Origin of the sequence: Rheinheimera nanhaiensis E407-8, assembly GCF_000296695.1 — a bacterium.
In the GTDB taxonomy this organism is placed as follows: domain Bacteria; phylum Pseudomonadota; class Gammaproteobacteria; order Enterobacterales; family Alteromonadaceae; genus Alishewanella; species Alishewanella nanhaiensis.
Genome location: NZ_BAFK01000001.1, coordinates 237,048 through 250,742, shown reverse-complemented (window position 1 = coordinate 250,742; position 13,695 = coordinate 237,048). Strand labels below are relative to the sequence as shown.

The 13,695-nt window shown below is 51.9% G+C and carries 9 protein-coding genes; 4 read left to right on the top strand and 5 right to left on the bottom strand.

Translation table 11 applies throughout. The features are described 5' to 3' along the window. Positions 1-14 precede the first annotated feature (14 nt). From RNAN_RS01205 to pepB, 5 genes are all read right to left on the bottom strand, one after another. Positions 15-1,112: a hypothetical protein gene (locus RNAN_RS01205; protein WP_008217919.1), complete on the bottom strand. Its 1,098-nt coding sequence runs from the start codon at positions 1,110-1,112 to the stop codon at positions 15-17. A gap of 542 nt (positions 1,113-1,654) precedes the next feature. Beyond that, on the bottom strand, positions 1,655-3,805 hold the full coding sequence (locus RNAN_RS01195; RefSeq protein ID WP_008217917.1) for a winged helix-turn-helix domain-containing protein: 2,151 nt from the start codon (positions 3,803-3,805) through the stop codon (positions 1,655-1,657). A gap of 18 nt (positions 3,806-3,823) precedes the next feature. Beyond that, positions 3,824-6,094, bottom strand: coding sequence for a penicillin-binding protein 1B (gene mrcB, locus RNAN_RS01190; protein ID WP_008217914.1), 2,271 nt, complete (start codon positions 6,092-6,094; stop codon positions 3,824-3,826). Continuing rightward, entirely contained in the window at positions 6,091-8,535 is a 2,445-nt protein-coding gene (hrpB, locus tag RNAN_RS01185; protein WP_008217912.1) for an ATP-dependent helicase HrpB, read from the bottom strand. The genes mrcB and hrpB overlap by 4 nt, the downstream gene beginning before the upstream one ends. Positions 8,536-8,626: 91 nt before the next feature. Continuing rightward, on the bottom strand, positions 8,627-9,922 hold the full coding sequence (gene pepB, locus RNAN_RS01180; RefSeq protein ID WP_008217909.1) for an aminopeptidase PepB: 1,296 nt from the start codon (positions 9,920-9,922) through the stop codon (positions 8,627-8,629). Positions 9,923-10,160: 238 nt separating this feature from the next. On the opposite strand from pepB, the gene dksA reads away from it, so the two are divergent. The 4 genes from dksA to folK all read left to right on the top strand — a co-directional run bounded on the left by dksA (position 10,161) and on the right by folK (position 13,644). After that, positions 10,161-10,610, top strand: a complete 450-nt coding sequence (gene dksA / locus RNAN_RS01175; RefSeq protein WP_008217905.1) for an RNA polymerase-binding protein DksA — start codon at positions 10,161-10,163, stop codon at positions 10,608-10,610. A 1-nt stretch (position 10,611) separates the two neighbouring features. Beyond that, entirely contained in the window at positions 10,612-11,502 is an 891-nt protein-coding gene (gene gluQRS / locus RNAN_RS01170; protein WP_008217903.1) for a tRNA glutamyl-Q(34) synthetase GluQRS, read from the top strand. Positions 11,503-11,776: 274 nt separating this feature from the next. Next, positions 11,777-13,108, top strand: coding sequence for a polynucleotide adenylyltransferase PcnB (pcnB, locus tag RNAN_RS01165; RefSeq protein WP_193385540.1), 1,332 nt, complete (start codon positions 11,777-11,779; stop codon positions 13,106-13,108). Next, positions 13,108-13,644, top strand: coding sequence for a 2-amino-4-hydroxy-6-hydroxymethyldihydropteridine diphosphokinase (gene folK / locus RNAN_RS01160; RefSeq protein ID WP_008217900.1), 537 nt, complete (start codon positions 13,108-13,110; stop codon positions 13,642-13,644). Before pcnB ends, folK begins: the two co-directional genes overlap by 1 nt. The last annotated feature ends 51 nt before the right edge of the window (positions 13,645-13,695 follow it).

Genomic DNA, 13,695 nt, shown 5'->3' with positions numbered 1-13,695 from the left:
TTTCAATACCTTAATTAGAAGTCATCACCGCTACCGATTTCTGTGCCACCTGGCACATCTCCACCACCCACCAGATTAGATAGCGGTGCATTTTTATTCACGCCAGCACTGTCCAAGTAGCTTTCTGTGTCAATCCGTATGGCCTTAGCCACCAGTTTTGCTTCGTCGTCTGGTACACGCGCTTCATATACGCCAGGTGAGCGCTCTATGGTGTCCATACATAAGGATGTTGCGGTTTCGTGCTCCATATGGTCTAACCATTGATTCACTGTCGCATACTCGCCAGCATCATTCAGTGATTTGGCATAGTTTTTTTCAATATCGGTAAGATAGCGGTGCTCTGTACCTTTGCTTTGGTCATCAAACACAAAATAGGTAATAGCATCGCCTTCATTATAAGAACCAAAGGCCGCACCAATAGGCACATTAGCACGGCTCTCACCACTGGCGACAGAGCGCACCATAAAACAGCTATGCGGAATAAAGTGCTCACGTTGGTAACCCGGTTTGGTGATTTTTTGCAGCTCTTTGTAAGGGCCAACTTCAATGCCATGCTTGACATACAACGCTTTACGGGCTGCCGGGTTGTTTGCAATATCATCTGTCGCAGTCGGTGCTACCGTGTTGGTGGTTATACTGCTATGCACTGCCGTTGTGGCGTTACTGCTATTTGCCGGCGTTACGCCACCACCGGGTTTAAGTGCTTTTTTGCTGACAGTTGCAGGGCCTACGTTGCTGCTGGTTTGTGGCGCTAAACGACCTTCGCCTATGCCGTTGCCTTCCGGTTGTTTGCCCCAGCCCTCGCTGAGTTGCCAGACGCGCATTTCGCCAGCAGAAAATATTTGCAATAAAGCATCACGCAACTGAAAATCAGTAAACTTAGATAAATCTAACGCCCAGGGTTTGACGTGTTGATACATTTCGACCCAAATTTGGCGTAAATTCCAATGCGGTTCTAAGTCGTGCAAAAAATAGCGGCCATATTCCTTGTCGTTGACGTCAGAAATATAGCCTTCTCCTAAATCAGCGTAAGCCAATAAGCAACTGCTGCAAAGATAGGTTTTACCCCATTTATCTTCAAGAATTACGCCGTTATATTGCTGGTTTTGCATCCTGCTGCCTTACGAGAAAGTTAACATAACGAAAATTAACGGTGAATTTTTTCAGTTGAAAGTCGGTTTGTCAATGAGCAAGGACCAGATCGTACCTTGATGCGGAATATAAGAATGGCATGGCGAGTAACGGCGAAGCGTAATGGCAAGTAAATTAAGGTCCGCCCGATAACATGTTATCTGGGCGGATTATACCTTAAGCCTTAGAAAGGTTTAGCGTCTCTATTTGTAAGACAATGTATCAGGCTAGTTTTTCGTCTTTAGTGTCCTGAGTTTCAGTTTTGTCGCTCTTGGGTTGTAGGATAGGGCTGTATGATTCAGGATCGTTGCAATAGGTGTACCATATGCAAGCGTAAGTATTCTCTAGCTTAATCTTACTTTCAGTTTGTTTTATCAACACCCCAGTTGAGGCTTCGACTACGAATAATACAAGTGCGATTAAAATTAAAGTTAAAGCTTTCATGTGCAGTTTCTCCTTTGTTGGTTGTCAACAACGTAGTACCAACAGTTGGGGGAAACTCTATGATTTTTGGATAAATTCTTTATAAAGACTCGATGACATTTGGAAGAATGGCAACATCAAGGTCTCCCAACTCATAATCCAATAAATACACATATTTTTGGTCTGCGGTAACACTAAAACGACTTAATCGCATTTTTTCTACGACGGGTTCAACACTATGCTTGGCTAAATTGTAATAAAACAGACCATAATCTAACTCACTAATAAGTTTAGAGAAGTATATGCCATCTGCAGTTACCTGGAACTTAAAAGCAATCTGAGTCTCAGGCAAGGTAAATTGAAGTAATTCAGGCTCTAAACCTTTGCGTTGTATATAGAACTTTTTCGTGTTGCTGTCGCGCCAAAAAACGTAATCACCATCATGGCTTGGCAGATAAAGCTCTTTTTCTACAGATATTGTTCTTCTCTCAGTGACGTCTGCAATACTCGCTTCGATGATCTGCCATTTTCCGTTGTTAACCTCTGGAAAATATATTCCCTCGCCATCACTTCGCCATGATGCAGTTCCGATTACTGCACCAGTATTGCCTTTAATTTCATTTAGAAATGAGTTCATGCTGTAAACTAAAATCTTCTGATTCATTTGAATCAGAAGTTTAGTGCCATCAGGTGAAAACATTAGACTACGAATTCGCTCTACCTCAGAAAAGTGAGTTAGTTGTCTTTGTGTACCATCTGCAAACATTAACCAGACCTGGGGTAACCCAGTTCTTCTAGACAAAACAGCAAGAGGGCCCGAGTTTACCGGACTCGTTTCAACATAAGTTTCATTTCGATTAGAGCTAAATACTTTTTCGTTAAGAAGTTCATTGTTATTTATACGGTTGGCAAGTTTACGTAAATTAATACTCGAAAAGCTGCCTACTGTGGCTACAACACTGCCTGATTTCGTCAACTGAATTTCGTTGCTGCTCTCGTCAGTGTAGGCAATTATTTCTGCTTCACCGTTAAGTTTCACTTTGCTTAGGCTTACAGATGATGACGGATAAATAATGTAGCTATCATCCAATCCCCAATCGATATTACCAGGAAAGGAGTCTGCTATTTTTGTGAGCAAGTTGGTTTCCCGCGTGCTCAAATCCATCAGCCATATCTGAGCAGAACCAGCCGACTCACGTAAAAATGCTATCCTATCGCCTTTTCTAGAAAATCTAGCACTATAATCGCCAAAACTACTTACAGGCGGTATCGTTATTCTCTCTACTGATTTGGACGCCAAACTCAATAAATGAATGCTCATTTGCTTCTCACCGCCGGGCATATCGGGGTAAACCAAGAAAGCTCCATTTGGTGACCAACTTAACCTGCTTGACACAGCTGCTCTGCCGCATTCTGTTAGCACCGAATCAGAGATTGGCGTAAAGCTAACTAAATCCATTTCAACTAATCGAATCTCGCATATAGTATCTTTGAGTAGCCGTTGGTATGCGATATACCTTCCATCGGGACTAAACGCCGCGCCAAAACTACTGTAAGAATCTTCGGTTAGCTGGATACGTTTATGCTGTTGAAGATCTTCCAGCATAAGCACAGTGACATTTTCGTTATCGGGACTGGCGTAGCTGTATACCAGGTAACGCTCATCATCTGACATATTATGATAAAACTCCAACCCATCCAGCGCGGTAACCGGTTTATAGCGCAATAAGGGTATAGACTTTTCAGTGTCATCCACCGCTTTGGGCCATAACCACCACGTCAAAGCGCCAATAAACAACGTGAACACTGCAGCTAAAGCGGCAACAGTAGGCCAATAACGCCGGCGAGTAACGTTTACTGCAACTTGCGCTGCCTGTTCAGATTCTTCGACTTGCTCGGCTTTTGCTATCTCGGTTACCGGGGCGATAAAGCGGTAGCCGCGTTTGGGGATGGTTTCAATGTAGGTCGGTTCGCGGGTATCGTCACCCAAGGCGACGCGCAGCACCCGGATTACCCGGGTTACGCGGCCATCAGACACATCACGGATACCCCAGACGTCTTGCAGTAATTCGTCTTTGGTTATCAGCTTACCGACATTGACAATAAAGTAGTTGGCGACTTTCTGTGACAGGTTGTCCAGATCGGCGGTAACGGCAATTTTGCCGGCGGCATCAAACTGCACCAGTTTGTCCTGCTCGGGTAAATATTGCCAATCGCCAACCTGTAATGGCCTGTCAGGTTTAATGTTCATAAAGTCTGCTAATTGCGGCTAGTCGTCGGTACATTCGGACATTACCGGCATTTCAACTGAAATCGCAGGTAATAACAATACGTTAATACAATTTTGTGCTTGTGGATAACCGGTTTTAAGCGAGAACGCCTGTAAAGATACCTGTTCAGGCATGGCACGGATCAGTGATTCTGCGCCGTAATGTCGGTGAAAACCGCTAAATACACCGAGCGCTCCGCTCGCGCCGGTTAACCCTATGGCTTTGTTATCGTCTCGTCCCAGCCAGACAGTGCTGACTAAATTCTGGTCGAAGCCTGCAAACCAGCTGTCGCGGTAATCACTGGAGGTGCCGGTTTTGCCGGCCAAGGTTACACCGGGAAAACTGCTTTGCAATGCACGAGCAGTGCCCGTTCTCGCTGCCTGCATCAGTGCATACTGTAGCAGGTACACTTCCTGCTCATCATAGCGGCGGGTTAACTGGTGCTGGCGCTGATACAGAGTAAAACCGGTATGGTCGGTAACCGCCTGCAAGGTGGTAAGCTGCTGATGCAGACCATTATTGGCTAGGGTTTGATACAGCTGCGTCACTTCCAGCGGGCTTAACTCCACCGCGCCAAGCAGTGCTGCCGGGTGCAGTTTCACTTTACGGTTTAAGCCAAGCTTGCGCATACCGTCATTCAGTGCCGGCAACCCCAGTTGCAATCCCAGACGCACGGTGGGTACGTTTAGCGAGTTCGCTAAAGCATCCAGCAAACTCACTTCACCGCGAAATTGCTTATCAAAGTTCTGCGGCTGCCAGTCCTGATCGTTACTGCGCAGCCGGATAGGCTCGTCCTGCAGCCGGCTGGCCAGCGTATAACGGCCGCGCTGCGCCAACGCCTCTAAGTATATGACCGGCTTAACAATACTGCCAATTTGCCGCTTAGCATCCAGCGCCCGGTTAAAACCACCGGCCAGCGCCTCTTTGCCGCCTACCAGCGCAATAAGCTCGGCCTGCCGGTAATCAGCCACCACCATAGCGGCTTGCAGCTCAGTATCAAGGTTAGACAGCTGTTGCTGCACTGCCCGCTCTGCCGCTTGTTGTGCCTGTAGATCCAGGTAAGTGAATACCTTAATGCCCTGATGCTGATATTTGCTGTCAATACTGAGCTGGCGCAGCTCTTTTTTCACTAAATCCAGATAGGCTACCGAGCTGTTGCGCCGGTATTGCTCACGCGCGATCACCTTAAGCGGTTGCTCTACCGCTTGCTGATACTGCTGACGGCTGAGCAAATGCTGCTCAAACATTAGCCGCAGTACCAGGTCGCGCCGTTGTTGCGCCCGCTTGGGGAAGCGCCGGGGGTCAAAATAAGACGGCCCTTTTAAAATGCCAATTAACAAGGCGTATTCAGCCGGTTGTAATTCAGAGAGTGGCTTACCGAAATAAAAGCGGCTGCCAAGGCCGACACCATGCACAGCGTTGGCATAATGCTGACCGACAAAGACTTCATTTAAGTAGGCTTCGAGAATTTGATCTTTGTTAAAACGGTAATCCAGCACCAGTGCAATCAACGCTTCGTTGGCTTTGCGCCACAAAGTGCGATCGCTGCTAAGAAACATGTTTTTTGCCAGCTGCTGCGTTAAGGTAGAGCCGCCCTGTACTGTGCGCCCCGCCACCAGGTTAACCCAAAATGCTCTGAGCACCGACCAGGGTGATACGCCGTGATGATGATAAAACTCACGGTCTTCCACTAGTAACAATGTGTCTTTAAACAGCTCTGGTACCTGTTGCAGTTGCACCAACTCGCGGTCTTCCTGCTGTGCTGCCACTAAGTGCTCAATCAGTTGTGGCTCTATGCGGGCAAAATTCAGCGGCTCTTTTTGCTGGCGCTGCATAATGCGGTTTATACCGCTGCGATTAAATTCAACACTAAATAGCTGCGCGGGCTCAAAGCCATCAATATAGGTAAAAGAGCGCCGGTAAACGCTGACATGATTACGCGATACACTGTACTGGCCGGGTGCGTCCAGCTTGGCGTTGCGCTGATATTGTAAGTTATCGAGCTGACTAATCAGTTGCTGCTGACTGAGGGTTTTGCCCGGTACTAACTCCAGACTGCGGGCATAAATTTGTGCCGGCACCTGCCATTTTTGCCCGGCAAATTTTTTGCTGATTTTGCTGTCCAGGTACACCAGATAAAACACCAGTACCAGCACTAACACCAACGCCAGCTTTACCAAAAACAGTGCGGCGTTTTTTAGCCAAAATTGAATGGCTTTGGCTTTAGCCGTGGTTTTTGCGCTTTTACGTTGCCCGGTTTTACTGCTCATCTTGCCATCGCTTTTTTGGTTTTGGTGGTAGGTGCTGCTGCGGCCGGATCGTCCGGCCAATAATGTTTCGGATAACGGCCTCGCATCTCTTTGCGTACCTCAACCCAGGCATTCTGCCAGAAACTGGCCAGATTTTGTGTTACCTGCAGTGGTTGCCGCGATGGCGACAACAGTTCAACCGTCACTGCCAGTTGGCCCTGTAGCACGGTGGGCGAGCTGATCTGGCCATACATTTCCTGAACCCGCACTGAAATACGCGACCCGCCCTCGCCAGCATAATCTATTGGCAGCTTTGAGCCGGTAGGTGCCTGCCAGTGTGTTGGCAATAACTGTTGCAGTTGCTGCTGCTGTGGGTAACTCAGCCGTTGCAGCAAGGCCTCATACAGAGGCAGCTGCGCCAGTGCAGCACTTTTACTGATACTGCCAAGATAAGGCCCAAGCCAGCTGTCCAGCGTGCTAAGCAGGGCGTCATCGCTAAAGTCTGGCCAGTTGGCAGCCGGCTGTAACTGCGCCAATAACTGCATACGGTGGCACAGCTGGCTGGCGGCGTCATTCCACGGCAAGCAGCTAAGGCCTTTATTAGCAATATAGCGCTGCCAGGCCTGCTGCTTTTGCTCGGCGCTGAGCGCCAATTTGGCCGGCTTGGCATTTAACACCAGTTGGCCAAAATTGAGCTGCTGCTCGGTGTAAAAACTGCCGCTGTTCTCATCCCACAGGGTGAGGGTTTGCCAACTAAGATCGTCCTGCCAGTCGCTTAGCACGTCAGTGAGCGTAATGGGCAGCGCATGGTAAATACGGTTTTCCCGGCCAATTTGTTGTACATGCAGCGCCACCAAAAGCGGCTGACCGCTTAGCGCATGCTCTGGTGATAGCACAGCACCACTGCCGTTGGCCAGCTGATACCCCTGACCACGCTGACGCGCCAGCCTGTCCGGATAGGCCCTAAGCGCCAGCACAGCGCTTAGCTGCAGCGGCAGCGGTGGCGTCAGGCTACACCCTAGCAAGCTGGCAAAGCGCTGCGCTTGCTGCCACTGTAGCGGCAGGCTGTGTTTCACCCGGCCCAGTAACTGCGCAATATCGCCCTGCAGCACCCGGCTATCTTCCAGCACGGCGGCCAGTATGCAGGCCAGCGCCATGGCCCCCGTTGCGCCTTGTTGCTCCAGCACTTTGGCATGCAACAGCATGGCTGCCAGCCTCGGCTCAGTGCCCAGTTGATGCGCCTGCCGGCCCAGGGCAGTGATGCTGCCTTTAGTATCCAGCAGCTGCAGTTGCTGCAGCAACTGCTCTGCCACCGCCAGATGTGGCGCAGGCGGCGGGGTAAGCCAGGCCAGTTCAGCCACCTGGCAGCCCCAGGCAGCGACTTCTAAGCGCAGGGCGGTTAAATCTGCCACCGCAATTTCCGGTGCCGTAAACCGTTCGCGCCGCTGCCACTTGTCGCTGCTGTCTAACCGGTAACAATGCCCCGGCGCCAGCCGGCCAGCCCGGCCGGCGCGCTGAATCGCAGCGGCCTGGCTAATCGCCGCAGTTTCCAGCAGGCTGATACCATGGCGCGGATAAAACCGGCTTTGCCGGCATAGGCCGCTGTCAATCACCACGGTAATGCCTTCAATGGTTAAGCTGGTTTCGGCCAGATTGGTCGACAGCACCACTTTACGCTGGCCCACAGCAGGCGGGGCTATCGCGGCTTGCTGTTGCTGCAGCGTTAAGCTGCCAAGCAGGCGGTGTAATTGTACCTGTGGCGGCAAGCCTTGCTGCTCCAATAACTGCGCCGTCTGGTTTATTTCTGCCTGTCCTGGCAGAAACACCAGTATATTACCAGCATGTTTAGCCAGCGCCTGCTGTACCGCGCTGGCGATTTGCGCCGCTAACGGCCGCTGATCCGGTAACAGATACTCAATAGCTACCGGATAGCTGCGCCCTTCACTTTGCAGCACCGGCGCCTCAAGTGCGCTGGCCAGCTCAGCGGTGTCGAGCGTGGCCGACATAATAAGCAATTTAAGCTCAGGTCTTAACTGCTGCACCTCTAAACACAGCGCCAGCGCAAGATCGGCATGTAATGAGCGCTCATGAAATTCGTCAAACAGCAGCAGGTCAACCGCGCTAAGTTCGGGGTCTTGCTGTAATTTTCGCGTTAGTACGCCTTCGGTCACAATCAGTAAACGGGTGGCGCTACTGCGCTTTTGCTCTTGCCGGATCTGATAGCCGACAGTAACGCCCACCTCTTCACCCAATTGGCTGGCCAGATAGGCCGCGATGCTTTTAGCCGCCAGGCGGCGAGGCTCGAGCATCAGCAGGGTTTTACCGGCAAAATCGGCATGCTTTAGTAAGTACAGCGGCAGATAGGTTGATTTACCGGCACCAGGCGGCGCCGACAACACCACCCGGTTATGCCGGGCAAGCAGTTCCGTTAACTGCGGCAGAATATCAGCAACAGGTAACACTATTTACCCCGCTAACGGACAACAGCCGGCCTACCCAATGCCGTTCAGCGGGCAGGCCGTTCACTATGCAAAATACAAACACCAATAACCTTTAACCCAGTTCAGCCAGTAAGGTATGGCAAATACTGCGAATACCCTGGCCGGTTGCTCCGGCCGCCCAGTAAGCATTGCTGCTGGTATTAAACGCTGCCGCCAGGTCAAAGTGCAGCCAGCCCTGGCCGTCGTTTGGCACAAAGCGGCTTAAAAAACCGGCCGCATTGCTGGCCCCGCCGGCGCCGCCGCCTTTTACCGGCCGGCTGTTGGCAGTATCGGCATAAGCTGACGGACACTGCTGCTGATGCCACAGCTCCAGCGGTAATTGCCAGGTTAGCTCCCGCACCTGCGCTGCATAGCCCAGGGTGCGCTGCGCCAGCGCTTTGTCCAGCGCAAACAGCGCGTTATATTCGGCCCCAACTGCGGTCATCGCCGCGCCGGTTAAGGTTGCCGCATCAATAATCAGGCCAGCGCCCGACTCGCCGGCGCACATTAAGCCATCGGCCAGCACTAAACGCCCTTCAGCGTCGGTGTTAACAATCTCCACCGTAGTGCCGTTTTTATAGCGGATAATATCGCCCAGCTTGTAGGCATCACCGCTGATCAGATTTTCCGCACAGCACAAAATCAGCTGTACGCGTTTATTCAGCCCCTGCAATATCGCCAGCGCCAGCGCCGCCGTTACCGTAGCCGCGCCGCCCATATCACATTTCATCGTCAGCATGCTTTCGGTGGCTTTAATCGAATAGCCACCACTGTCGAAGGTAATGCCTTTACCGACCAGCGCTGCCGACACCGGTGCAGCAGCATTGCCGGTTGGGTTGTAATCCAGCACCAGCATGGCAGGCTTTCTGGCACTGCCGCGGCCCACAGCGTGCAAACCGTGCCAACCGGCATCGACTAACTGCTGCCCCACTAAGATCTGGCTTTTTACTGTGCCTTTGGCGGCAATGCTGCTGATAAAATCGGCTGCCTGCTGTGCTAATTGCTCTGGGTACAGTTCATCCGGTGTCTGGTTAGTGAGCTGTTTGGCGAAACTAAAACACTGCTGCAGCTGCGCCAGTTGGCGCTGACAGGCCTTGTCACCACAAAATTGCACGCCGGCGTGACGTTTGGCGTTACAAAAGCCCTGATAAAACGCCCATTGCAGCTCCAGTGTCCAGTTATCACCACACAGCGCTACCTCGCTGATACCCAGCGCATCAAGGCTACGGGCCGCTTTTTGCACACTGCGTAACGGGTCTGTTTCATTGACACAGAGCGCAAATCCCGTTGTATTGGGGATCACGCTGGCCTTGCCCCACTTTGCCTCTGGTGCACTAAACTGAAGCTGGATTTGGATCAGATCTGCCATCTGTTGTCCTTATTCTCGCCAATACCGAAAAATGGCTGCCAGTGTACCACAAGCTGTCAATGGCACCACAGCTGGCAGTGTATAGCCCGCACCGTGCAAAGCCAGTGTTTAAATATGATGACGGCCAGCAAAGCAATCTGTATACTTCCGCGTCTTTTTAAATCTGATTGCGATGCCAGCGATATTCTGCTATCTATAGCCGCCATATTTTTTGCTTGGCATTATACAGGAGATGATTATGCCAGAGGGCAATACTACCAAAACGCTGGGCTTACTGGCCCTTGCAGGCGTAGCGCCATATCAGGAAGCTGTCGGGGAAGAATATATGAACCCGAAGCAACTGGAACATTTCCGCCGCATTCTGGATGCCTGGCGCCAGCAATTACGCGAAGAAGTTGACCGCACCAAAAACCATATGGCCGACGAAGCGGCTAACTTCCCGGATCCGGTCGACCGTGCCGCCCAGGAAGAAGAGTTCAGCTTAGAGCTGCGCGCCCGGGACCGTGAGCGTAAGCTACTGAAAAAAATTGAAAAAACGCTGCAAAAAATCGAAGACGAAGACTTCGGCTATTGCGACACCTGCGGTATTGAAATTGGTATTAAGCGCTTAGAAGCCCGGCCTACGGCGGATATGTGTATCGATTGCAAAACCTTAGCAGAGATCAAGGAAAAGCAACTCGGCGGCTAACATGGCCGGCTCCCCTGCTTATATCGGCCGGTTTGCGCCCTCGCCTTCCGGCCCGCTTCATTTTGGCTCCCTGATTGCTGCTGTCGGCAGCTACCTGCAAGCAAAAAGTCAGCACGGCAAATGGCTGGTGCGAATGGAAGATATCGACACACCACGCATGGTGGCCGGTATCGACAGCGACATTTTGCGCACGCTAGAGCAATTCGGCCTGCACTGGGACGACAGTGTGCTGTATCAAAGCCAGCGGCTGGAGCGTTATCAGCATATTTTTCATCAGTTACAACAGCAGCAATTAGTGTATGGCTGTCAGTGCAGCCGCAAGCAAATCAGTGAAATGGGCGGCCTGTACGATGGTCATTGCGCCCACCTGGGGCTAACCCAGCCGCCACTGGCCTGGCGTTTACGCAGCCAGGGCGTTAGCTGCAACTTTACTGATCTGATTTTTGGCCCGCAGCAAATTGACGCCCCGCTGGCAGAGGAAGACTACATCATTAAACGCCGCGATGGCTTGTTCGCTTATCAGCTGGTGGTGGTGGTGGATGATATTGATCAGGGCATTACTGAAGTGATCCGCGGCGCCGATTTACTGCAAATGACCCCGCGGCAGCAGGCACTGTGCCACTTGCTGCGCCAGCAGCCCCCCCGCTACGGCCATTTACCGCTGGCGGTGGTAAAGCCCGGCTTTAAATTAAGCAAACAAAACCATGCCGCAGCCATAAGCCAATGGCCAGCCAATCAGGTAATGGCCAAAGTATTGGCATTTTTAGGCCAGCCGCTACCGGCACAGCTGCAGCAGGCGCCGGTAGCAGAGCAACTACGCTGGGCCTGTGCACACTGGCAGTTAGGTGCCATTCCACGCCAACTGGAAATGCCCAGCACAGAATTTAGCTAACCCGGCGCGCCTGCGTTCTTTTTTCCGTGCAGCTGCGGTATTATTAGCCGGTTTTTTTAAACGGCCGCCAGTGGCGGTATCGTGCAGGAGATGGATCATTATTTCTCGAGTGTTAGATTTTTTGCGCCGCAGCGTAGGTGCAACAAAAAAGGTAGCTAAAAGCAAACCCCAGGCGGGCAAAACAGCTTCGGACAACGCTGCTACTGACCAGGCTCAGCCAGAACGCCATAAAGCCTCAGGCCACAAAGCAGCGCGGCCCAAACCTGGCGCCAGCTTGCTGCCAGCAGTACAGCGCTTAAGCCGTGACCAGCACAATATTTCGCGCAAAGACATCAGCCCCAATGCGCTTAAAGTGCTGTACCGGCTTAATGATGCCGGCTTTGATGCTTATTTAGTCGGTGGCTGTATCCGCGATTTGCTGTTGGGTTTAAAACCAAAAGACTTTGATGTGGTGACCAATGCCGAGCCAGAGCAGGTAAAACAGGTGTTCCGTAACTGCCGGCTGATTGGCCGGCGTTTTCGCTTAGCCCATGTGGTGTTTGGCCGTGAAGTGATAGAAGTCGCTACTTTTCGTGGCCACCACAGCGGCAGTGATGACGATGAAGACACTACGCCCAAAGCCAAAACCGCCAGCTCCAGCGAGCAAGGCCAGATTTTACGCGACAATGTGTACGGCACTATTGAAGAAGACGCCGAGCGGCGCGACTTTACCATTAATGCACTGTATTACTCGGTCAGTGACTTTTCCGTTTACGACTTTGCCAACGGCCTTCAGGCCATTGCCGAGCGTAAAATTGAACTGATTGGCGACCCACAAACGCGTTACCGCGAAGATCCGGTGCGTATTTTGCGCGCTATCCGCTTTGCCACCAAACTGAATATGCAAATCGCGCCGGCCACTGCCGCGCCTATTACGGAGCTGGCGGTGTTGCTGAAAAACATTCCGGCACCGCGGCTATTTGACGAGCTGGTAAAACTCTTGCTGGCCGGCAAAGCCTTTGACAACTTTATGCTGATGCGCGATACCCGCGTATTAAAGCAACTGCTGCCGCAGCTGGACAAACTGCTAAAACAAGAGCCCGAGGGCAAAGCCTTTTTACTGGCAACCAAGGCGCTGCAAGACACCGACGCCAGAGTCGATGCCGATAAGCCGGTTACGCCGGCCTTTATCTTCGCGGCCCTGCTGTGGTACCCGGTAGAGCGGCGCAGCCAGGCGTTAGTGATTGATGGCTTAAGCGAAATGGACGCAATGAATATCGCCATGACCGAAGTACTGGACGATGTGCAGCGCACCATTGCTATTCCAAAACGCTTTACACTGTCGATGCGCGATATTTGGGCACTGCAAAGCCGCTTAACCAAGCGTGCTGGCCGTCGTGCCTTTAAATTGCTGGAGCAACCGAAGTTTCGCGGCGCCTTTGACTTTTTACAGCTACGTGCCCAGGCTGAAGGCGGCGAGCTGACCGAGCTGGCACTGTGGTGGGAGCGCTTCCAGTTTGCTGATGAAGCAGGCCGGCTACAGCTGATTAACCAGCTGGGTAAAGACGGCATCGACAAAGGCCCGCGCCGGCGGCGCAACTACAAACGTAAGCGCACCGCAGAATAATGGCCCAGATACCGTCACAAAAGCGCTCAAAGACACGCTCAGAGGTTCGTTGTTATATCGGGCTGGGGGCAAACCTGGCCAACCCGGTGCAGCAACTTGAGTTGGCGATAGCCGCTTTGCATCAGGTGCCACTAAGCCGCTTAGTGGCCGTATCGTCGTTGTATGGCTCTAAACCTATGGGGCCGCAAGATCAGCCTGACTATGTGAATGCTGTCGCTGCGCTTGACACCACGTTGCTACCTGAGCAGCTACTGGATGCACTGCAGCGCATAGAGCAAAATCAGGGCCGGCAGCGCAAAGCTGAGCGCTGGGGGCCACGCACGCTGGATTTGGATATCTTGCTGTATGGCGAGCAGATCATTAACACTGAACGGCTGACCGTGCCGCACTATGGCCTGAAGCAGCGTGAATTTGTGTTGTACCCCTTGGCAGAAATTGCCGCTGAATTACAGCTGCCTGATGGCACTGTACTATCCTCTTTACTTGAGCAGGTAGCGCTTAACGGCCTGCAAAAGCTTCACAGCAGTTGCAGCTGATGGCACTTTGTGCGATCTTGCGCCTCCTGCGTTAAATGGTCGGATGAGATT

Bases quoted from the DNA above. Each gene is read 5' to 3' on its own strand.
- folK (WP_008217900.1), top strand. From the start codon at position 13,108: ATGGCCCAGATACCGTCACAAAAGCGCTCAAAGACACGCTCAGAGGTT.
- gluQRS (WP_008217903.1), top strand. From the start codon at position 10,612: ATGGCCGGCTCCCCTGCTTATATCGGCCGGTTTGCGCCCTCGCCTTCC.
- RNAN_RS01195 (WP_008217917.1), bottom strand. From the start codon at position 3,805: ATGAACATTAAACCTGACAGGCCATTACAGGTTGGCGATTGGCAATAT.
- pepB (WP_008217909.1), bottom strand. From the start codon at position 9,922: ATGGCAGATCTGATCCAAATCCAGCTTCAGTTTAGTGCACCAGAGGCA.
- dksA (WP_008217905.1), top strand. From the start codon at position 10,161: ATGCCAGAGGGCAATACTACCAAAACGCTGGGCTTACTGGCCCTTGCA.
- RNAN_RS01205 (WP_008217919.1), bottom strand. From the start codon at position 1,112: ATGCAAAACCAGCAATATAACGGCGTAATTCTTGAAGATAAATGGGGT.
- mrcB (WP_008217914.1), bottom strand. From the start codon at position 6,094: ATGAGCAGTAAAACCGGGCAACGTAAAAGCGCAAAAACCACGGCTAAA.